Raw genomic sequence first — 21,880 nt, forward strand, 5'->3', positions numbered from 1 at the left:
TCATATTCAAAATCATTTTTTATTATATTAGATGTTTTTTTCCTAGCCATAAATTAGTTATCCTCCAGTATTTTTATGTATTCTCTACAAAGGATATATGATGATTTTATGTGAATTCTAAAGTTCTAAAGAATATAAATTCTTGAAATTAGAACTTAAGAATATAAATTCCTAAGAATATAAGAATTTAAGAATTTGCTTATAAAATGCGGGTTTAGGATGAGTTTTATAAAAAATATTATTGATTTTTAATGTTATTTTATAGGATAAAACATATATCCATAATAGCAGCTGATAATTTTTTATAGTTGCAAATACATTAGTGGAGGTACTTAAAATGATTAGAGATGAAATTAAGATTAGCTCAGAAGATAAGGAGGTGTTTGATAAGAAGCAGATTGCTTTAGCTATTAGAAATTCAACTTTTGATGATGAGTTGGCTTGTTCTTTGTTAGAGGATGGGATACTAAATAAGTGTGAGGGTTGTTCTCTAAAATATATTTGTGATGGAATTGATAAAGTGACTGAAGATTATATCGATAAAACAACAGAGGTTGTAAATAGTTTTTCATTTGAATAAAAATATAAACATTATGAATTTTAAAAAAGCCAAGGTTTAATGGGACCTTGGCTTTTAAGCATGGAAATTTTTATAATTTAAAGAAATAGAATCATAAATTTTCTTTAGGGTTACTTTCTTTTTTAGGCAAGCAGTAGAGTAACACATATTTTTATAATAAGCATAATCCTGAACAGTATTATTTTTAAAGAATATAAAATCAATAAATTCCTTTTCATCTTTAGTTAAATTATTTAGAGCTAGTTTCAAATCTTCTGAGTCACATTTATCGCAAAAGAAATCTTCCATGCTAATATCTTGAGAAGGCAAATCTTTTTCAACATCAGCATGAAGGCTTAGTGCATCATTGCCATTAGTGAAGCTTCTTGTTTTTATGTGTTTAATTAAATCATTTATATTATTTTTTATTGCATTAGTAGCATAAGCAACAAATTTATGTTTCTCCAGATTGTATAGAGAAACACATTTGAAAAGTGAGTGGTAACATTCATTTTTAATATCGTTAATATCATAGCCGTCTATAAAAGTTCTCTTTGAAATATTAATTATTAAAGGTCTAAATTCATTAGCTAACTTTTCTTTTGATATAATATCTCCATTTTTACATTTGTAAACTAAGCTTTCAATATAATCAAAATCCATGTAGACCTCCTAATCTATAAATAAATTTATAGAAGGCATGATAAAATTACCTCTACATCTAGTATATATGACAAAATTACATATATCCTATTATGAAATAAAAATAAATTAGGGTTATACATCTATGAGAATTCTTTATTAATAAGTTCTTGGTTGCGGCATAGCAGCTTCTTCTATAGGTGTATAATACGGAGGTGTATAAAAATGAGTAATTTTATAATAGCTGTAGGTCATACTGCAAGTGGGAATATTGGATGTGGGGTAATTAGTAAGCTTGATGAAAGTAATTGCACTAGAGCCATTGGAAGTTTAGTTGCAGAATACTTAAAAGGAAAAGGATATGGTGTCAATTTGCTTAGGATTGATGAAAGTAACAAATATAATTGTGAAGACTGCCACTTAAGAGCTATTCAAGCTAACCAAATAGCACAAACTTTAGAAGTAGAACTCTATGTGGAGATTCATATTAATGCAGGGGGAGGAACTGGTCCAGAAGTATTAGTTACTGGAATATCAGAAGTAGCGAATCAATATGCAGTTAAAATATCAAATGCATTAGCAAGTACTCTAAATTTACCTAATAGAGGAGTAAAGACAAGAAATCTAATTGTTCTTAACAATACTGTTATGCCTGCAATTTTAGTTGAGTGCTTATTTGCTGATAGTGATGATGCAACTATTTATAATGCAGAGGTTATTGCAAGAGCTATTGTTAATGGATTAGTTGGAGCAGATTGTTTGTGTGATGAGCAATTGGTGATTGGATGGAATCAGAATAATGTAGGGTGGTGGTATTGTCTAAGTGTAGAAAATAAAAGCTACTATACATCAAAAGATGACTGGCAGGAAATAGAGGGGGAATGGTATATCTTTGATAGTAGAGGATATGCTTTGCAAAATGCTTGGTATAATGATGAGAATTATAAAGCTTGGTATTTTCTAGATGAAAATTGTAAGATGATTAGAGGGAATAAGGACAAACCTCTGTGGAAGTGGATAGACAGTGGGTGTTATGCTTTTAATGAAAATGGGAAGATGTATTGTGATTGTGTAACTCCAGATGGTTATAGGGTTGATGGAAATGGAGCTTGGTCGGATATAAAAGATTAATATGTTTTCACATACAAGGTGGAAAGATGGACTTAAAAGAGAGAATGTTTTAGTAAGGTATAGATTAAAGCAGTTTACAAAAATCATTGAAAAGGCAGAGAAATAAAAAATCTGATGTAAATTTATTTTTAAAGCTAATAGAGAAACTGATTGTCTTTGAAATGGAAAAGATTATTGTAACCTTGCTTGATTGGACTGAGTTAGAAGTTATTATTGAATAATAGATTAATAGACTGATTGTGGTAAATTTTACTGCAGTCAGTTATTTTTTATTGAATAGAAAGAAGAGAGTAATGGCTATAATTTAAATATTATATTTTAATTATGTAATAGAAGCGGAGGATAGGAAATGCTCAAGTTAGAAGAGTATATTGTTAAGAGAAAAAAGGAAGATAAAATTGATGAATTTGACTTTAAAAAGCATTCAGCGAATATGGCAAGTATTATTAAGTATGTAACTGATTATTTTAATAATTATTTGAGCTTAGAGGATTACGATTATGAAAAGATAAAAACTCAACAAACAGTAGACAAGTTTAAGAATGATATACAAAAAAGATATACAGAAACCCATGAATACATAATTTCATATTATTTAGAAAATAAAATACGGTTGGATAAATATGTTTCTAAAGCTTATGAAGGGATGAAAGACAGTGAGTTATTTTATAAAGAAGAAGACTATACCAAAGTTGCTAAATATGTTATTGAAAAAAAGTTAAATGTCCCAATGGATGAAATGTTATGTCATAAGTTATCTATAATGGCACGAGAATATAAACAAGCTGAAAGTGAAAGTCCATCTATTTCAGAAATGAAGGAACTTGATAATGAAATAGTGGATTGGATAAAGGGTGTATTTAGAAAATATCATGTGAATTTATTGAATTATGCAAGTGAGGTTTCATATCATTACTATGAAACTTATGTTGTTAGAGAATATGATAGAGAAACAGAAGTTTTTTACCATATAAATAAGTATGACTACAGGTATCAAGAAAATCCATTTGATATTAATGATATTTATGATAGAAATGAGCATAGAGAGTTCATTAAGGATCATAAAGGTGAACTTGAAATGTTGATAATGTATTGCTGGTTAAATGATGAAATAAAAGATTTAGACTATTGGCCGGAATATGTTCAACTTTCTATTGCTTCAAATAGAGTAAATTTATCAAAAAGAAAGCGTGTGTTTATACCAGTTAAGATTTCTAATATTAATTATCCACCTGAAATAGTAACTGCAGGTAAATACACTGAAACAGTCAATGGATTAATTGAGAAAGAGCCAGGAGAAAACTATATATTAAGGATATCTTATGGAAAAAATAATGATGAAATATGGAAAGAGAAAAAGTCATTAGAATCTTTAATTAAAAATTTACAAAGCAGCTTTAAGAGATACGGACAGCCTCGTCTTGTAGAATTTCAATCTCCATATAAAGTAGTAGGATATAGTAAGGAGGATTTTTTTGATAGTTACAAAGTATTTGAGAAAGGTTTACTTAAATTTACCAAGACTGAAATAGCCATAATAAATGGATGTATAAAAGGAAGTAAAGGAAAAGAGTTTTTATTTTCATCTATAGATGACATTCTTAAGCTATATAATACCTGTAAAGAATTAAATTTAAAATTAAAATTATCAGTGGATTTTACTGATAGTAATAGAAAAAATATTTTGAAGGAAAAAATGGAAGAGACAATTAATGCTTTATCATCAATAAGAAGTTTCATTGTGGGGATTCATCTTAATAATATTGATTCTTGGAGTAATTATAGAAGAATATTTGATGAAGATAATAGGCATGCATATATGAGCATTTATGATTATCCAACAGTTTCAACTTTTATGCATGGGTTAGCTACTATAGTACAGGACAGCAAAGTGAGATATTTAATTCCGGAGAAAATTAAGAATGAAGAGAAACTTGAAGAAATAATAGATACACTATACCGTGCAGGCTTTTGTTTTGAAAAAGGGCGTGGTTTTGATGAAAAATAGTGAAATAGATATATACGATGAAACAGAATTCCGCTCATGGGTTAAAAAGATTAATGTCGCTTTAACTGAAACGAATTTTTGCAGTATGATTGAAGAACATAATCGTGAGATGGATTACAGAAAGGATATCACTAAGAAAAAGTATTTGGAAAACCTGCCTCTTAGGGTAAGGTGGAGGATGGAAGGAGAAATTAAGCCCTGCACAAATGGAAGAAAAACAATTGTAATGAGTATAAATACCTCAGAAAAGATAAGAGTTAAAGCTTATAAATTTATGAATGCTTTTATAAATTGCATCTCTAAAATTGGTGGGAGTGTATATGTTGACAAAACGGAAGATAATGATAATACGATGTTTATGTTGTTAGAAAGTCAATATAAATGCAACTTATATGAAAAGCAAGTTAAATTAAGAGATAGAATAAAGAGTGAAGATAGGAAAATGAGCCCTTTATACGAGCTAGAGTATAATGGTGACTTGAGTTTTGAAGTATTTGCTGAAACTAAAGGCAAAGGTATGAATGATAAATGGGAGTCGTTGCAGACCATAGAGATTTATAAATCAGATACTATAGAAAGTAAATTAGTAGATTTGCTTTGGAAACTAAGAGATGATTCAATATCTAAAAAGATTATTATAAATCAAGAAATGGCAAAGCAGCAAGAAGCGAGAGAAAAACACATCAAACAATTGGAAGAAGATAAGATACTTGAAGAACAAATCCGTATGGAAAAAGAAGAATTTATAAGGCAGCAGAAAATGCACGAAGAGATAAAAAAACATATTAATAAATGGGAAGTTATTAATAAAGTTTTAATGTACATCAGCGACTTGCGCTCTATGTCAGGTGTAAATGACAATGAAAGAAAGCTTATTTTAAATTATTGTGATTATGTCGAAAAAATCTATAGTAAATCAGACTTTTGCAAAGAAATTTTAAAGTTTTCACAAGAATTAGAAGCGTTAGTGGAGGAATAGAAATGGAAATAATTATTGAAAATACCAGCTTGTTTGATGAAAAGTTAGATAATAAAATTTTTCACAAATTAAAAGATATTGTTCAAGAGCTTGATAAAAGCAAAAAATATAAGATGGATTTGGAATTTTGCGAAAATTTGATTTGGTATGAATTTGAAATAGATTCATATGAAATACCAGAAGAAGCATTGCCACCATACCAAAGAGGAAAAGTGTTAAAGGGCAAAGAGAAAATGTATGCATTATTAGACTATCGGGTTGATTCTGCTAAAAATATAGTTAAGGAATATGGAATAAAATTAGGAAGCTGCAATATTGAAGGCACACCATTCATGGAGTTAAATAAAATAAAGTTAAGTTTTGATGAGGAAGAAGTTACTCAGTTAGATAATAGTTACAAACAAAAAAAGGAAAAGGAAATTACAGTTGATATGATAATGCCAAGTTTTTCGGCGTTTATTGAAAATCTTAAGAAAGCTTCTGAGTATATAGAACAGAAAAGAGAAACTGAATTAGAGAATGTATTTGATGATAAAAAAGAGTATGATAAATATAAATCTCTTGTTAGTAAAGATGAGTTATATAATATATTAATTGAATTTAAAAAAATATATGGTGATAAGTGGATGTATTCAAGAGAGTATAAATTAGAGTTGAAAGAGAAGTTTATACAGACGTTAGAAATTAAAGCCGGGATTATATGTGATGATAAATTAAAAGAAAGTATATTAAAACCGATTGAGTTAAAAACAGTATTGATATATGAAATACCCGTTTACAAAATGACTAAGAAAAAGAGTGGAATTAATAAAAGTATTGGTCATGTTAGATTGTTGACAAATGGAAAAACAATTAGTGTTAATCTTCAGACAAATAGTAAATTATATACAATTCCTAATGAAATTTTTGAACAGTGTTTTGTTAATGTAACATCTAAGGACGGTAATAGAGAACTTTTAAAAATAGTTGAAGATTTAATTAATAAACTTGATGAAAACTGTCAGCGCTTTGGTTATAAACTTGAAATAGAGATGATTTATAATATATTAGTATATATGGATATAAAGAATATTTTAAAGAAAGCTAGAGAGGCATAGAGAAGAGCAAATTAATTGTAGATGAGGTAAGTTAAAAATAATCAAAGAAAAAGCTTGGAGAATTAGGAAGATTGTAATAAAAAATCAAGAAAGAAAGGGTTGGGGAAGTAAGTTTACTAATAAACTATTTAAGGATTTCAACGAAGTATTTCCCAATATAGGAGGTTTCGCGGTAAAAATCTTAATCATATGAGAAGATTGGCTAAAGAATATCCAGATATAGAATTTGTGCAAGAGGTACTTGCACAAATTACATGGTATCACACAATCACATTGATTGAAAAAGTTAAAGACGGGAAAATTAGAAGTTGGAATATTAGAAAAACAATTGAAAATGGATGGATTCTCAATGTTCTAGCAGTCAAATAGAACACAAATAAGATATATTTTAAAGTTATTGCTAAAGTAATATAATTCTAAAGTGCAAAATTCGCGATAAAAGGATAAAACTAATAAAATATATGGTAAAATGTAGATATATTAATTAGTTGGGTAAGGGGGATTAGCTTTTGAATAAGAAAAGTCTTAGTGAAGCTAGTATAATAAGTAAATATATTATGCCGGCAGTAGAAAATGCAGGTTGGGATAGACAGAAGCAAATAGCACAAGAAGTTAGCTTTACTGATGGAAGAATAATTGTAAGAAAAAAGGTTGTAACTAGGGGGAAGACTAAAAGAGCTGATATAATCCTTTATTACAAAAATAATTTACCTTTAGCAATTATAGAAGCAAAGGATAATAACCATTCAATAGATGCGGGTATGCAGCAAGGATTAGGATATGGGGAAACTCTAGATATACCTTTTGTATATTCATCTAATGGAGATGGTTTTATTGAGCATGATAGAACTAAGACTGAAGGCACTATAGAACGTGAATTATTATTAGATAAGTTTCCAAGTCCAGATGAGCTATGGGATAGATATAAATCTTGGAAAGGTATAACAGAAGATCAGGAAAAAGTAGTTACTCATAATTATTATTATGACCAGGATTGTTTTCCACCAAGATATTATCAAAGAATAGCTATAAATAGAACAGTAGAAGCCATTGCACAAGGGCAAGATAAAGTGTTACTTGTAATGGCAACTGGAACTGGTAAAACATATACAGCATTTCAAATAGTTTATAGGCTATTTAAATCAGGAGTTAAGAAAAGAATACTATATTTAGCTGATAGAAATATACTAGTGGATCAAACTATAATAGGAGATTTTAAGCCTCTTAAAGAAAATATAAATAAAATCAAAAATAGGACTGCTGATAAGTCCAGAGAAATTCAGTTTGCATTGTATCAAAGTCTTACTGGGGAGACTGAGGAAAAGAAACTATTTAAGAAGTATAGCAAAGATTATTTTGATCTTATAATTATTGATGAGTGTCATAGAGGAAGTGCTAAGGACGATTCGGCTTGGAGAGAAATATTAGATCATTTTGATTTTGCAACTAAAGTAGGACTTACAGCTACCCCAAAGGAAACTAAGGATGTTTCAAATATTGATTATTTTGGCGAAGCAATATTTACATATTCATTAAAGCAAGGAATTGAAGATGGATTTTTAGCGCCCTATAAAGTTGTAAGAGTTGGAATTGATAGAGATTTAGAAGGATATAGACCGGAAAAGGGCAAGACTGACAAGTATGGTGAAGTTATCGAAGATAGAATTTATAATAAAAAGGATTTTGATAAAACACTTGTATTAGAAAAAAGAACGGAAATTGTTGCTAAATATGTATCAGATTATTTAAAGAAGAATAATAAGAGAATGGCTAAAACCATATTCTTCTGTACCGATATAGATCATGCCAATAGAATGAGAAGAGCATTAGCAAATGAAAACTCAGATTTGGTAGCTGAAAATTCTAAATATGTAATGAAAATTACTGGGGATGATGATGAAGGAAAAGATGAACTTGAAAATTTCATAACACCAAGTGAAAAGTACCCTACATTAGTTACAACATCAAAACTATTGACTACAGGAGTAGATTGTAAAACTTGTGAGTTCATAGTTATAGATAGTGAAATTAACTCTATGATTGAGTTCAAGCAGATTTTAGGACGAGGTACTAGAATAAGAGAAGATTATGGTAAAATGTATTTTACGCTTATAGATTTTAGGGATGTATCAAGGCTATTTGCAGATAAAGATTTTGATGGAGATCCAGTTAGAATAAAAGAAGTAGATACTGATGATATTCCAGATGAGGAAGATGAAGATTCAGATGAGTCAACGGATGATATTACTGAGGATGGAAATGTAGATAATCCATATGATGAAACTGGCAATAATGCAGGCGGTAATGGATTTATAAATGATCCATTTGATGAAGGACAGTGCAGAAAGAAATACTACGTAAATGATGTTCAAGTAATGGTCATAAATGATAGGGTAATGTATTACGGAGCAGATGGAAAGCTTATTACTGAATCTTTAAAGGACTACACAAAAAATAATATAAGAAAAGAATTTGCAACCTTAGATGAATTCATTAGAAAGTGGTCAGAAACAGAAAAGAAGGAAGAATTAAGATTACATTTAGAAGAAGAGGGAATATTCTTAGAAGACTTAATAGATGAAGTAGGAAATGATATGGATACATTTGATTTAATCTGTCATATAGCATATGATATGCCTGCACTTACTAGAAAAGAAAGAGCAAACAACGTTAAAAAGAGAAACTATTTTGGAAAGTACGGGGAAAAAGCCAGAATAGTATTAGAAAAATTACTTGATAAATACGCAAATGAAGGAATTGAAAATATAGAAGATATAAAAGTTTTAAAACTGCCTGATTTCCAAGAGATTGGAACGCAACTTGAAATTGTTAAGAAGGTATTTGGCGGCAAGAAAGAATATGAAAAGGCAGTTAAGGAATTAGTTAAAGAGCTTTATACTATAGCTTAATTTTACACTAAATAAGATAATAGATTTAATTAGCAGCAAGAGGAAGGAGACAATAAAATGTCAATTACAAATGTAATAAAAGGTGTTCAAGATATAATGCGTCAAGATGCAGGGGTAGATGGTGATGCCCAAAGAATATCACAATTAGTATGGATGATATTTTTAAAGGTATTTGATGCTAAGGAAGAAGAATGGGAATTAGAATATGACAATTATGAGCCAATAGTTCCAGAAGAATTAAGATGGAGCAATTGGGCAGCAAATGATGAAGGAATGACAGGTGATGACCTTTTAGACTTTGTAAATAATAAATTATTTAAAGAATTAAAGGAAATGGAATTGGATGAAAATTCTGATCCAAAATCATTTTTAGTAAAAGCCATATTTGAAGATTCTTATAACTACATGAAATCTGGCGCTTTAATAAGACAAGTAATAAATAAGTTAAATGAAATAGATTTTACTGCAGGGGAAGATAGGCATTTATTTAATGATATATATGAAAATATATTAAAGGACTTGCAAAGTGCAGGAAATGCAGGGGAATTCTATACTCCAAGACCTGTTACTAAATTTATAATAGAAATGCTAAATCCAAAACTTGGTGAAAAAGTTGCTGACTTTGCATGTGGTACAGGTGGATTTTTGACTTGTGCAATAGAGCATATGAAAAAGGAACAAACTAAAGTAGAAGATTTAAAAACATTAGGTGAATCTATAGTTGGAGTAGAAAAGAAACCATTACCTCATTTACTTGCAACAACAAACTTAATATTACATGACATTGATGTACCTCAAATAAAACATGATAATTCGTTAATGAAAAATGTAAGGGATTTAAAGCCTGCAGAATTAATAGACGTCATAGCAATGAATCCTCCTTTTGGTGGAATTGAAGAAGATACAGTACTCACAAACTTTCCAAGTCAATTCCAAACAAAAGAAACAGCTGACCTATTCATGACTCTTATAATGTATAGATTAAGTGAAAGAGGAAGAGCTGGAGTAGTATTGCCTGATGGATTCTTATTTGGTGAAGGTGTAAAGACTAAAATTAAGGAAAGACTTTTAAATGAATTTAATTTACATACAGTAGTAAGAATGCCTAATGGAGTATTTGCACCTTATACAGGAATAAATACTAATCTCTTATTCTTTGAAAAAGGAAAACCAACAGAAGAAGTATGGTTCTTTGAACATCCACTTCCAGAAGGCTATAAGAATTATACAAAAACTAAGCCAATAAGAAGCGAAGAATTTGAATTAGAAAAGTCTTGGTGGACTAATAGAGAAGAAAATGAATATGCTTGGAAAGTTTCAAAAGAAGAAATCCAAAAAAGAAATTACAACTTAGATTTCAAAAATCCTAATAAAGAAGAGGAAGAGTTAGGAGACCCAAAGATACTACTAGAGAAATACAATAAGGCTAAACAAGATGTAGAAGAAATTCAAAATAAATTAATTGAAGAATTAACTAAAATTTTAGGTGGTAACTAATATGAATATGATTTTAGAACAATTCAAAACCATCTTTGATAGGCCGGAGAAGGTTAAGAAGTTAAGAGAAGTAATCCTTGATTTAGCAGTTAGAGGAAAGTTAGTAGAGCAAAATCCCAGTGATGAGCCTGCTAGTGTTTTGCTTGAGAGGATTAGGGATGAGAAAGATAGACTTGTTAAGGAAGGGAAGATTAAGAAAGAAAAGCCTTTAGCAGAGATTGGTGATGAGGAGAAGCCTTACGAGTTACCTAGAGGATGGGAATGGATAAGATTGGGTGAGTATTCGATTATTAACCCAAGAAATTCAGCAGATGATGATTTGTTAGCTTCATTTATACCAATGAAGTTAATAAATGATGGATTTGATAATAGGCATGGTTATGAAAAGAAACAATGGAAGGAAATAAAAAGTGGATTTACACATTTTGCTGATAATGATGTTGTAGTAGCTAAAATAACTCCATGTTTTGAAAATAGAAAATCAGCTATAATAAAGAATTTAATTAATGGTATAGGTGCAGGAACAACAGAACTATACGTAATAAGAAGTATTTCAGGAATGATTTCTCAAGAATTTGTTTTATTAATATGCAAAACAGAAAAATTCATAACTGGTGGAATTGAAACTTATACAGGAACCGCAGGACAGCAAAGAGTAAAGAAAGATTATATAAGTAACTTGGTAGTAGGTGTACCACCATTAGAAGAGCAAAAACATATAGTAGAAAAAGTAAATTCTTTAATGCTTTTTTGTGATAAGCTAGAAAAATCATTAGAAAAGAAAGTTAAATATGGTTCTTTAAGTGCAAAATCTGTATTTAATAGTGTTAGTAGAGTTAATTCAATAGAAGAGTTAGAAGAATCCTTAAAATTTATAATAGCAAATTTTAAAGATTTAACTTTAGGAGATAATGCTGTTAAGGAATTAAAGACTGCTATTCTTCAATTAGCAGTACAGGGAAAACTTGTACCTCAGAATCCAGAAGATGAACCTGCGAGTGTTCTTTTGGAAAGGATACAAGAGGAAAAAGAGAGGTTAATTAAGGAGAAGAAAATAAAGAGAGAAAAGCCTTTTGCGGAGATGCGCGAAGAGGAAAAGCTTTATGAATTACCTAGAGGTTGGGAATGGTCTAAAATTGGAAATATAACAACAATAGTAAGAGGGTCTTCACCTAGACCGAAAGGAAGTCCTTTATATTGGTCAGAAGAAAGAACAGAATATCATTGGATAACAATATCAGATATTACTCAGAAAAGTATAGGTAATAGATTAATGGATACTGCTGAATTTCTTACGGAGAAAGGTTCCAAATTAAGTAGATATGTAGAAAATGGAGAAATAATAATAGCTGTAAGTGGTAGTACTGTTGGAAAAGCTACAATTTTAAATATAGATGGATATATTTATGATGGCCTTGCTGCATTTAAAAATGTTGCCAATAGTACACTAAGAGATTATTTATTCACATTTTTACAGGCATGGAAAACAGCAATTAATGCTCAATCAGAGGGAAGTGCATTTCCAAATATTAATACAGATAAATTAAATAATTTAATAATAGCGATACCACCATTAGCGGAACAAAGACGTATAGTAGAAAAAGTAGATTCATTAATGCAATTATGTAATGAATTAGAAAAGAAAATAGAAAAATCTAAGAAGCATAGTGAAAAATTAATGGAATCTATTCTTAAAAGTTCATTTTTAGCATAGAATTCAGTTTTATTTCACTTATACAACAAAAAAGAGAAGATAACAATTTAGATATCTTCTCTTTTTATTTAAATATCAACTACTTGCTTAGAATTTATTGATTGAACAAATGAAATTACTTCATTAAAATTTAAAATTTTAAATGCCTCTTCATTAAGAATATTGTATAGAGTTTTGTAATTGTCCTTTTGTTCAAAATCTATATCAGTTATAAATACAATTTTATATTTATTTTTAAGCTTTATAGCATCATAGGCCCAATCTTTAACAGTACGAATAAGTCTAGTTTCTTTTCTGCCCTCAAATCTAAATAATTTGAAAGCATAATCGTCTATTACAAAATCAAAACAAATATTTTCATTAAAATAACCTTTAATAATATTATGATTACATTCTATATTACCATTTTTAAGATATTTTTTTATAAAAGATAATTGTTCATCTTTTGAAGGTCTTTCAGATTTATTAAAATCAGAAATTAAATATTGTCTTGAGCATTCCTTAACAAAATCTTCAAAGTTATCTGCCTTAATTGAAATAATTTCTGTGAATTTTAAATCATTAACATAAAATTTTGTGTATTTTTCTAATGAAAACTTAGGAGATTTTGCAATATCAACAATTTCATCTTTAATACCTTCAAGTTGTAATTTGATTAAATCGATATCTAAGTCATCGTTAAACGAACGTACTCTATTCCAGTTCTTTGTTGAAATTAAAGCAGTCTCATTTGTATCTTTGTTAAATAATAAAACAGCCAATGTTATGCAGTCTTTAGAAACCAAAGATGGATAATGGCATAAAATAGAATAATCAATATCAAACATGAAATCACCTCCTAATAATTAGTGTTTAGAATTAAATCTGCAAAGTAATCAATATGCTCCATTCTATACAATATATTGAATTAATGCCTCTAATTCGCTTTTATTATTTTCCCATACTTCAGGAATTTTATCAACAATACTTTCAAAAAAATCTTTAGTTAAATTTTCTTTGAAATAAGTTACTGTTTCTTTCATAACAATAAGGTCAAGATCTAATATTGATTTAAATTTTGAGTAGTGATACCAATTATTAGCCATTATAGCAGAATCCTTAAAATCTTCATCAATAATTTTATATTCAAGTGCATTGGAGTTCCATAATGCTTCTAAATTAAATGTATGACTATGATCTATAATATATAACTGCCTATTAGACTTTGAAAGTGAAATGAGAAGATTTCCTTTATTTCTGTCTTTATTATATATTAAATGATCAAATAACATTAATTTAGGTAATAACCATTTATAATTACTTGCAAGTTGTAGCATTTTATTTGAGGTTACTACTGTAACGGGCTCTAAAAATTCTGAACAAAAGGCTAATCCAAAACAGGAATCAGAGAAGTCTTCCAAGTTTAACACATTTTTAGATATTACTGTATTTGAGTCTATAACTCCTAATTTTGCATCAGGAATTGGAAAGTCTAATTTTTTAGCTATGTAATAGCAAACTAATTCATTTACTAAAGTTTTATTTCCTTCCACATTGTTGAAGGTTTTTATGATATAGTTTTTATTATTAACAACTCCAAGTATAGGAATAGTAGCTCCATTGCCTATTGGATATAATAATTCATCTACATGATATGTGTCCAACTTTTAATCCTCCTATACATAGTACCGATAAATTTAGTGAATAGATGATTGTATTAATTATATCATATCTTATATGAATTAAGTGGGAATTATTAAATTTACATTATTAAGTTTAGATAAGTATTAATGTTGGATTTCACTTGAAGTTAGAAAATGTGCAGATACGATGGGATTTTTATTAGAAAGATCAGCAGCAGATGCCAAAAAGAAAGCATTAATAATATTAAAAGCAGCAGGAGTAACCATAGGAGATGTTATAAACATTGATTATAGCTGGAGTGATATAAATATATAAATGTTATATATGAAAGTATGGATTGCTGTGAGTCAAGCATTGAAGCCATTGATTTTAGAAGCAGAAGATTTATCTGCAAGTAATATGGTAACAGTCACTTGGGAGATTGCTTAAAAACAAAATAAAATCTGGTTGTTGCAAATATTGTTGCAAACCAATAAAAAAAGCCATACTACAAGGTACCTAAACCAAGTAATACGGCGATTCACCAAAATAAATGGTGCCGCTGGCCGGATTCGAACCGGCACGATATCACTACCAGAGGATTTTGAGTCCACCACGTCTGCCAATTCCATCACAGCGGCATGTAAACTGACAAAAATTATTCTATCATGTCTTCGAAAATATTTCAAGAGATTTTTTTATTTAATATATTTTTTGGAAAGATATTTTACAGTAATATTATTTGCTGAAAAATATTCGCTATTATTTTTCCTAATTAAAGTCAATATACGATTTTTATTCTTTTGTAGTGTAGATTTTGAAATAAAAGTACATAAAATGTGCATAAATTTTTAAATAAAGGTTGTGAGAAGCTAAATCATTTGCTAGAATAGGAGTAGGGAAAAAGTGCCCCAGCGGGTTATTTTGTGCCCAACTACATTTTTAGGACTTAGAAATAAGATTTAAGAATTTGTAATTATCTATTAATTAGGGAGGAGCAAAAATATATGATGTATTCAAAAGAAGTTGAAGAAATGTGTGTACTTGCTAAAGGTCCTAATCACGGACCAGCGCCAATTCCTGCAGAAGGAAAATGGGTTCAATCTAAAGAAGTAACTGATATATCAGGATTAACTCACGGAATAGGTTGGTGTGCACCACAACAAGGAGCTTGTAAATTAACTTTAAACGTTAAGGATGGTATAATCCAAGAAGCATTAGTTGAAACAATTGGATGTTCAGGAATGACTCATTCAGCTGCTATGGCTTCAGAAATATTACCAGGAAAGACTATATTAGAAGCATTAAACACAGACTTAGTTTGTGACGCTATAAACACAGCTATGAGAGAATTATTCTTACAAATCGTTTATGGAAGAACTCAAACTGCATTCTCAGAAGGTGGACTACCTATCGGAGCAGGTCTTGAAGATTTAGGAAAAGGTTTAAGATCTCAAGTTGGTACTATGTATGGAACTTTAGCTAAAGGACCAAGATACCTTGAAATGGCAGAAGGATATGTTACTGAAGTTGCTGTAGATGAAGATAAAGAAATCATTGGATATAAGTTTGTTAACTTAGGAAAAATGATGGAAAACATCGCAAAAGGTATGGATGCTAACTCAGCATTAGAAAGTGCTAAGGGACAATACGGAAGAGTTGCTGACGCTGCTGAATTATTAGACCCAAGACATAAATAATTATTTGTAAAGGAGGATTTTTAAAATGGCATTATTTGAAAGTTATGAAAGAAGAATTAACCAAATCACTCCAGTACTAGAAAAGTACGGAATGAAGACTCTAGAAGATGCAAAGGCAGTTTGTGCTGAAGTTGGAGTGGATCCATATACAATCGTTAAGGAAACTCAACCAATCGCATTTGAAAATGCTGGATGGGCATACGTTTTAGGTGCTGCTATAGCTATAAAGAAAGGTTGTGCAAAAGCTGCTGATGCTGCTGAAGCAATCGGAGAAGGATTACAAGCATTCTGTATCCCAGGATCTGTTGCAGATGACAGAAAAGTTGGACTAGGACACGGAAACTTAGGAGCTATGCTTTTAAGAGAAGAAACTAAATGTTTCGCATTCTTAGCAGGACACGAAAGTTTTGCTGCTGCTGAAGGTGCTATTAAAATAGCTGAAAAAGCTAACAGAGTAAGAAAAGAACCATTAAGAGTTATCTTAAACGGTCTTGGAAAAGATGCTGCATTCATCATTTCAAGAATCAATGGTTTCACATATGTTCAAACTCAATTTGACTACTATACTGGAGAAGTTAAAGTAGTTAAAGAAAAAGCATACTCAAACGGAGAAAGAGCAAAAGTAAGATGTTACGGTGCTGACGACGTTAGAGAAGGTGTTGCAATCATGCATAAAGAAGGAGTTGACGTATCAATCACTGGTAACTCAACTAACCCAACAAGATTCCAACATCCAGTTGCAGGAACATATAAGAAAGAATGTATGGAACAAGGTAAGAAATACTTCTCAGTAGCATCAGGTGGTGGTACAGGAAGAACTCTTCACCCAGATAACATGGGTGCAGGTCCAGCTTCTTACGGTATGACTGATACTATGGGAAGAATGCACTCAGATGCACAATTCGCAGGATCTTCATCAGTTCCAGCTCACGTTGAAATGATGGGTCTTATTGGAGCAGGTAACAACCCAATGGTTGGTATGACTGTTGCAGTTGCAGTTGCTGTTCAAGAAGCTTTAACTAAGTAATTGATTTTTGCATATTAATAAAAAACATCCCAATCTATCATTGAAAGTCCTCAAACTCATAAAAAAGTTCGGGGAAAATAGATAGGGAATACGCCCCGTATTAGGTCAGAAATGGCTTAATACGGGGTTTTTTAGTGTGTTTGTTTTTTGGGGACTTTTTTATGAGGAGTTATAGATAGTAGGCGCAAAATTCAAATTTTGCTAAGGACTAAGTTAAAAGGTGTACACAGCAACAGAGTAATTTTCATTATTTTTATGTGTAATAGCCTTATTGTAATTTAATAAACTGTGATGAAAAAAATATAGTAGGTAGAAATTGAAAAACAAGTAGTGTAAGATAAAATTATGGATTTATTTGAAATTTATGGTACAATATATGGAAAGTTCTTATAAGACACTAATATAAATGAGGAGTTATTATTTACTATTTCATTTTAAGAGAGATAGTTGTAAAGGGGGTTGGTTACTTTGGAGTTTTTATATGACAAAATAAATTTTGATGATAATATGGTTTGTTATTATGATGAATTACCTCTTTGGTCTTCGCCTTTTGGAATACTTTTACTAAACAATATTCCACTTAAAAAAGATTGTATAATAGTTGATATTGGATGTGGAACTGGATTTCCATTACTTGAATTAGCACAAAGATTTGGAGAAAGCTGTAAAGTGTTTGGAATTGATCCATGGGAAAGAGCAATTGATAGGGCGAATAAAAAAAGAGAACAGTACAGAATAAAAAATGTGGAATTATTAAAGGGTGTTGGTGAAAATATGCCTTTTAGTAACAAAAATATAGATATAGTAATATCTAATTTGGGTATAAATAATTTTCAAAATCCAGATGAAGTTATTACAGAATGTTTTAGAGTATTAAAGTCAAAAGGAAAACTCATTTTTACGACTAATTTATTTGGACATTTTAATGAATTCTATTCTGTATTTGCAGAAGTTTTATGTGATTTAGGATTAGAAGATGAAATAAATAATCTAAATAAACATATAGAGAAAAGACATTCATTAGAAGACATTAAGATTATTATAAAGAGAAATAAGTTTTCGGTGAAAAAGATAGTTGAAGAGAATTATGTTATGAGATTTGTAGATGGTAGTTCATTCTTTAATCATTATTTTATAAAATTGGCATTTCTACAGGACTGGAAAGAAATAATCAAAGAAGGTGACTGGAACAATGTTTTTTTAAATTTGGAAAATAGGCTAAATGATATTGCAAGTAAAAAGGGTGAAATTGTACTTAATGTCCCTATGGCATATATTGAATGTGAAAAATGAAGTATAAATATATTTTGAGTATATCATAATGTTGCTACTCAATGTTCATAAAAGGTGTAAAATAAATAGTTTATATTTAATTAATTACTGTGATTTTTATTAAAGAGAGGAATAGAATTATGTTAACTCATGTTGGGACAGTGCTAATTAATTATTATTCTGAATGAATTAGAAAAAAAGAATAAAGATAGTTAAGAAAATATAGTTAAAATCAAATCAGAGGTGAATGTTATGGGAAAAGCAAGGGAAGCAGAGATAACAGCAGAATTTAATGCTAATATAAAATCTGTTTGGAGTGCAGTTACAAATAATAATGATTATAGTTGGCGTAGCGATATTGAAAGAATTGAAATTTATAATGATGGGAAAGAATTTATTGAGTATACTCATAATGGAATTGCTACAAAGTTTATTATAACTAAGAAGGATGAATACAGTGAATATGCTTTTAACATGGAAAATAAAATGTTTACTGGATTTTGGACTGGCAGTTTTTCGGAAACAAAAAATGGTGGAACAAAAATAGTATTTAAAGAAAAAATATTTATTAAGAATCCCATTATTAGAGTAATTTCATATGTTTTTATGGATTTAAGGAAAATGCAAAACAATTATGTTTCTGATTTAAGGAAGAAGTTAGGTGAGCAATTATAAGGAACAAGAACAGAGAATTAAAATATGTAGGGAGAATTTATGAAATTATTTTTGATAAGACATAGATAAAAAGATTGGAATTTAAAAGGGAAAATACAAGGAAGAGAAAAATTATAGTATTCATAAGTATGGCAATTAGATTGAACGTTTATAATCAAGGAGAAAAATTATGGGGACACAAATAAATATAATGGCAACAGTTAATTGTGGCAGGTTAGCCATAAACCAAAATGAGAGATATAGCTATCAAGCAAGAGGATCAAAAATAATATGGCTCTCAGAGTCAATTGATTTAATGCCTGATGACAATAAAATATATGAAGTAAAATATTCGTCGGGAAAGTTCTTTGAAGGAATTATTAGCCAAGTTGGACAAGATGAAATAGGTTTCTATATTATACTTAATGTAGTAGGTAGTAATCTTAGAAATGATAGAACTATAATATGTAAAACTATACCACTTGGGCAAGCTGCCTTAATAGAAGTTTTCAACTATAAAAATATTCCTGGTCTTAAAGAGTTATCTAAAAGCATGAGAGAGGACTGGAAGTTTGTATTAAATTCTATAATAAGTTTTGAAAGAGTAAATGAAAATATTTGTATTCTTTTTAGAGATGGTGTTTTAAATGATATTATTATAAAGTTAGAAATAATAGATGTCTTAGAAGAAGAAAATTTTGATAATGTTTTAATAAGAAATGTTTTTATTCGGAAAGAGAATAGTGATGGGTTTGTTATATATTTAGATAGTAGGAGGCCAGAACGTTCTTCATTGGAGTTACCGAAGGATTATTCTGATAATACAGAGTATTTTATTGAAAATGATGAGAATATAGCAAGAATATGCTGTAATGAAATTGTTTTTTCTCATTATAACTGCTTTCTAAAAGAAATGGAACGAAGAAATATTGATTGCATATCTTCCGAGGATTGTAAAGACGATAATTTTAATGCAAAGAAACTAAGGGTGCAATGGATTAATATATTTGCTAAGAATATAGATATATCTAAGATTTACATAGAACAACATTTATGGCATGTATTTAGCTATAAACGACTTAAATGTTTTGAAAAAGAAGAAGCAAATAAAAGATTTAATGAAGTAAGAAAAAAATCTATATACATATTTTCTGATGGCTCAGATATGTGTTATTTACTTAAAAACGCTGATAATTTTACTTTGGAAGATATTAAATTTTATAAATTCAATGATATTTATATTACAGATGAAGATTTCACTTGGATTTATGTTGTAACCCATGAAGATGGATGGTTAGGACCATATTTTTATTCCGTTAAAGCGTAATATAAAAAATTTATAAGAAGTAGGGGATATGTGATTATGTATTTAAATAATTTAAATTAGAATGATTCTCAAAGAGGATTCTTTAAAAGCGAAAATAATTTTAGTTATTTTGAAATGAAAAATAAAGAGAACAATCAAGATATTTCAATTTATTCATTAATAAATTGAAATAAAATATAAGAAGGAGGCGCAAGTTATGTTAATAAGTCATTTAGGAAAATCACCTAGTATTGATGTAAGTGCTTTTATTGCCCCTAACGCAACAATATGTGGAGATGTTAAAATTGGCAAGAATACAAGGATAATGTATGGTGCTGCAATAATAGCTGAAGGTGGTAGTATAGAAATTGGTGATAACTGTGTGATACTTGAAAATGCAGTTTTAAGAAGCACAGTAAAACATTCTTTGAAAATCTGCAATGAGGTACTAATAGGTCCAAATGCTCACGTAGTGGGATGCACAATAGAAAACAATGTCTTTATTGCTACAGGAGCAGCTATTTTCCATGGTGCAAAGCTTTGCCAAAATTCAGAAGTTAGAATAAATGGTGTTGTTCATCTAAAAACTATACTCCCAGAAAATGAATGTGTTCCGATTGGATGGGTTGCTATTGGTAATCCAGTTAAAATACTGCCTGCTGAAAAGCATGACGATATTTGGGCAATACAAAAGCCTTTAGACTTCCCCAAATATGTTTATGGAGTAGATAGAAAAATTACTGAAGAATCTATAATGCCTGAAGTTATGAATATGATGACAACGACATTAAAAACACACAAAGATGATGTAATACTTGAAAATAATATTTAAATAATAATCTCATGAATTGTCCCATTATTATAAATGATACTATATAAATAAAATATATAATAAAATCAAAAAGAATAAAGCAGTAGAAAGAATAAACTTTAACTACTGCTTTCATCATAACTAAAAGAGGAAATTTTGTAGTTTTATTGAGGTTAAGTCATATATACATATACCTTATAAATTTAATATACTAAAGACTAATAATAATGTTCATAGAATAAAAAAAGAAAATATAGAGTTTTGCGTTAAAATATGGAATTATGTTAATATACCCAAGGATTCAAATATAAATACTTGCAAAAGACAGACTAGGTAGAGACATTTTGCTTGCAGTGTTGTGTTCCATTAAAATAATGTATTAAATACTTTTTCACATAAGCATCTAGGTGGGCATAAAATACATTATATTATTAACTTAGGAGGAATACTAATGGGATACAATTACAATAATCATCGTTATCGTCGATGTAATAATTATGGAAGATGCGAACAAAATTACGAAGCAAATAATGAGTGCATGGAAGAGAACAATATGATAAAAAATCATAATCATGAATTTTTATCAAGTACAGATTACAAAGAGGATGATGAGTGTGTAATACACAATCATCGTATTGCTGGTGTGACTGGTCCTCCAATTAAATATGGAAAGTCTCATATCCACAAAGTAAATGAATTTACAGATACTTTTGATGATCATTTTCACGGAATTTGTGACACTACTGGTCCAGCTATTGAGCTTCCAGGAGGTAAGCACATCCACCTTGTAAAAGGAAAAACAACTGTTAATGATGGACATCAACATGACTATTATTTTGCAACATTAATTCAAGATCCTTCAAATGTACCAGAGGATAAAGGCTGTTAGTTTTAAAATATTACTTGAAGAAAAATTACTATTTCAATAAAAATACCAGATAATTAGTTCTATGTGATAATGATATTTCTGTA

General features: G+C 29.5%; 21 protein-coding genes and 1 tRNA gene. 18 read left to right on the forward strand and 4 right to left on the reverse strand.

The window, feature by feature from the left end:
- Positions 1-337 precede the first annotated feature (337 nt).
- Complete coding sequence (locus COL3_RS08375; RefSeq protein ID WP_008426206.1) at positions 338-580, forward strand: hypothetical protein; 243 nt, start codon at positions 338-340, stop codon at positions 578-580.
- A 54-nt stretch (positions 581-634) separates the two neighbouring features.
- Here COL3_RS08375 and COL3_RS08380 read toward each other — a convergent pair whose 3' ends face one another.
- A complete protein-coding gene (locus COL3_RS08380; RefSeq protein WP_008426205.1) occupies positions 635-1,222 on the reverse strand; it encodes a sigma-70 family RNA polymerase sigma factor in 588 nt (195 codons plus the stop codon).
- Between the two features lie 204 nt (positions 1,223-1,426).
- On the opposite strand from COL3_RS08380, the gene COL3_RS08385 reads away from it, so the two are divergent.
- From COL3_RS08385 to COL3_RS08425, 9 genes are all read left to right on the forward strand, one after another.
- Positions 1,427-2,332, forward strand: coding sequence for an N-acetylmuramoyl-L-alanine amidase (locus tag COL3_RS08385; protein ID WP_008426204.1), 906 nt, complete (start codon positions 1,427-1,429; stop codon positions 2,330-2,332).
- An 86-nt stretch (positions 2,333-2,418) separates the two neighbouring features.
- The gene (locus COL3_RS29530; RefSeq protein WP_278286648.1) at positions 2,419-2,553 is read left to right on the forward strand and encodes a hypothetical protein; all 135 of its coding nucleotides are present in this window, start codon (positions 2,419-2,421) and stop codon (positions 2,551-2,553) included.
- A gap of 128 nt (positions 2,554-2,681) precedes the next feature.
- Positions 2,682-4,340: a hypothetical protein gene (locus COL3_RS08395; RefSeq protein ID WP_008426203.1), complete on the forward strand. Its 1,659-nt coding sequence runs from the start codon at positions 2,682-2,684 to the stop codon at positions 4,338-4,340.
- A complete protein-coding gene (locus tag COL3_RS08400; protein WP_035283848.1) occupies positions 4,330-5,319 on the forward strand; it encodes a hypothetical protein in 990 nt (329 codons plus the stop codon). The genes COL3_RS08395 and COL3_RS08400 overlap by 11 nt, the downstream gene beginning before the upstream one ends.
- Positions 5,320-5,321: 2 nt before the next feature.
- Positions 5,322-6,416 (forward strand): hypothetical protein, encoded by a 1,095-nt coding sequence (locus COL3_RS08405; protein WP_008426196.1) that lies wholly within the window; start codon positions 5,322-5,324, stop codon positions 6,414-6,416.
- Between the two features lie 147 nt (positions 6,417-6,563).
- Complete coding sequence (locus tag COL3_RS08410) at positions 6,564-6,785, forward strand: DUF1016 N-terminal domain-containing protein (RefSeq protein WP_278286650.1); 222 nt, start codon at positions 6,564-6,566, stop codon at positions 6,783-6,785.
- 140 nt (positions 6,786-6,925) lie between these two features.
- Positions 6,926-9,325, forward strand: a complete 2,400-nt coding sequence (locus tag COL3_RS08415; protein ID WP_008426194.1) for a DEAD/DEAH box helicase family protein — start codon at positions 6,926-6,928, stop codon at positions 9,323-9,325.
- A 57-nt stretch (positions 9,326-9,382) separates the two neighbouring features.
- Positions 9,383-10,822, forward strand: coding sequence for a class I SAM-dependent DNA methyltransferase (locus COL3_RS08420; protein ID WP_008426192.1), 1,440 nt, complete (start codon positions 9,383-9,385; stop codon positions 10,820-10,822).
- Position 10,823: 1 nt separating this feature from the next.
- Positions 10,824-12,536: a restriction endonuclease subunit S gene (locus COL3_RS08425; protein WP_008426191.1), complete on the forward strand. Its 1,713-nt coding sequence runs from the start codon at positions 10,824-10,826 to the stop codon at positions 12,534-12,536.
- Positions 12,537-12,604: 68 nt separating this feature from the next.
- Here COL3_RS08425 and COL3_RS08430 read toward each other — a convergent pair whose 3' ends face one another.
- Positions 12,605-13,363, reverse strand: coding sequence for a DUF3037 domain-containing protein (locus COL3_RS08430; protein WP_008426190.1), 759 nt, complete (start codon positions 13,361-13,363; stop codon positions 12,605-12,607).
- 63 nt (positions 13,364-13,426) lie between these two features.
- On the reverse strand, positions 13,427-14,179 hold the full coding sequence (locus COL3_RS08435) for a HipA family kinase (RefSeq protein ID WP_008426188.1): 753 nt from the start codon (positions 14,177-14,179) through the stop codon (positions 13,427-13,429).
- 166 nt (positions 14,180-14,345) lie between these two features.
- On the opposite strand from COL3_RS08435, the gene COL3_RS29535 reads away from it, so the two are divergent.
- Positions 14,346-14,474 carry a hypothetical protein gene (locus COL3_RS29535; protein WP_278286649.1) on the forward strand — a complete coding sequence of 43 codons (129 nt, stop codon included), beginning with the start codon at positions 14,346-14,348 and terminating at the stop codon, positions 14,472-14,474.
- A 218-nt stretch (positions 14,475-14,692) separates the two neighbouring features.
- Here the strand turns inward: COL3_RS29535 and COL3_RS08440 are convergent.
- Positions 14,693-14,779 (reverse strand) — tRNA-Leu (locus COL3_RS08440).
- Between the two features lie 366 nt (positions 14,780-15,145).
- Here COL3_RS08440 and COL3_RS08445 point away from each other — a divergent pair.
- From COL3_RS08445 to COL3_RS08475, 7 genes are all read left to right on the forward strand, one after another.
- Complete coding sequence (locus COL3_RS08445) at positions 15,146-15,838, forward strand: hypothetical protein (RefSeq protein WP_008426185.1); 693 nt, start codon at positions 15,146-15,148, stop codon at positions 15,836-15,838.
- Positions 15,839-15,863: 25 nt separating this feature from the next.
- Positions 15,864-16,865, forward strand: a complete 1,002-nt coding sequence (locus COL3_RS08450; RefSeq protein WP_008426183.1) for a GGGtGRT protein — start codon at positions 15,864-15,866, stop codon at positions 16,863-16,865.
- 468 nt (positions 16,866-17,333) lie between these two features.
- The gene (locus COL3_RS08455) at positions 17,334-18,158 is read left to right on the forward strand and encodes a class I SAM-dependent methyltransferase (RefSeq protein WP_008426181.1); all 825 of its coding nucleotides are present in this window, start codon (positions 17,334-17,336) and stop codon (positions 18,156-18,158) included.
- A 231-nt stretch (positions 18,159-18,389) separates the two neighbouring features.
- Entirely contained in the window at positions 18,390-18,812 is a 423-nt protein-coding gene (locus tag COL3_RS08460; RefSeq protein WP_008426179.1) for a hypothetical protein, read from the forward strand.
- 169 nt (positions 18,813-18,981) lie between these two features.
- The gene (locus COL3_RS08465; RefSeq protein WP_008426178.1) at positions 18,982-20,118 is read left to right on the forward strand and encodes a DUF4275 family protein; all 1,137 of its coding nucleotides are present in this window, start codon (positions 18,982-18,984) and stop codon (positions 20,116-20,118) included.
- A gap of 196 nt (positions 20,119-20,314) precedes the next feature.
- Complete coding sequence (locus COL3_RS08470) at positions 20,315-20,929, forward strand: gamma carbonic anhydrase family protein (RefSeq protein ID WP_008426175.1); 615 nt, start codon at positions 20,315-20,317, stop codon at positions 20,927-20,929.
- A 517-nt stretch (positions 20,930-21,446) separates the two neighbouring features.
- Complete coding sequence (locus COL3_RS08475) at positions 21,447-21,797, forward strand: YmaF family protein (RefSeq protein WP_099716597.1); 351 nt, start codon at positions 21,447-21,449, stop codon at positions 21,795-21,797.
- Positions 21,798-21,880 lie beyond the last annotated feature (83 nt).

Source organism: Clostridium sp. LS (genome assembly GCF_002760435.1).
Classification (GTDB): domain Bacteria; phylum Bacillota; class Clostridia; order Clostridiales; family Clostridiaceae; genus Clostridium.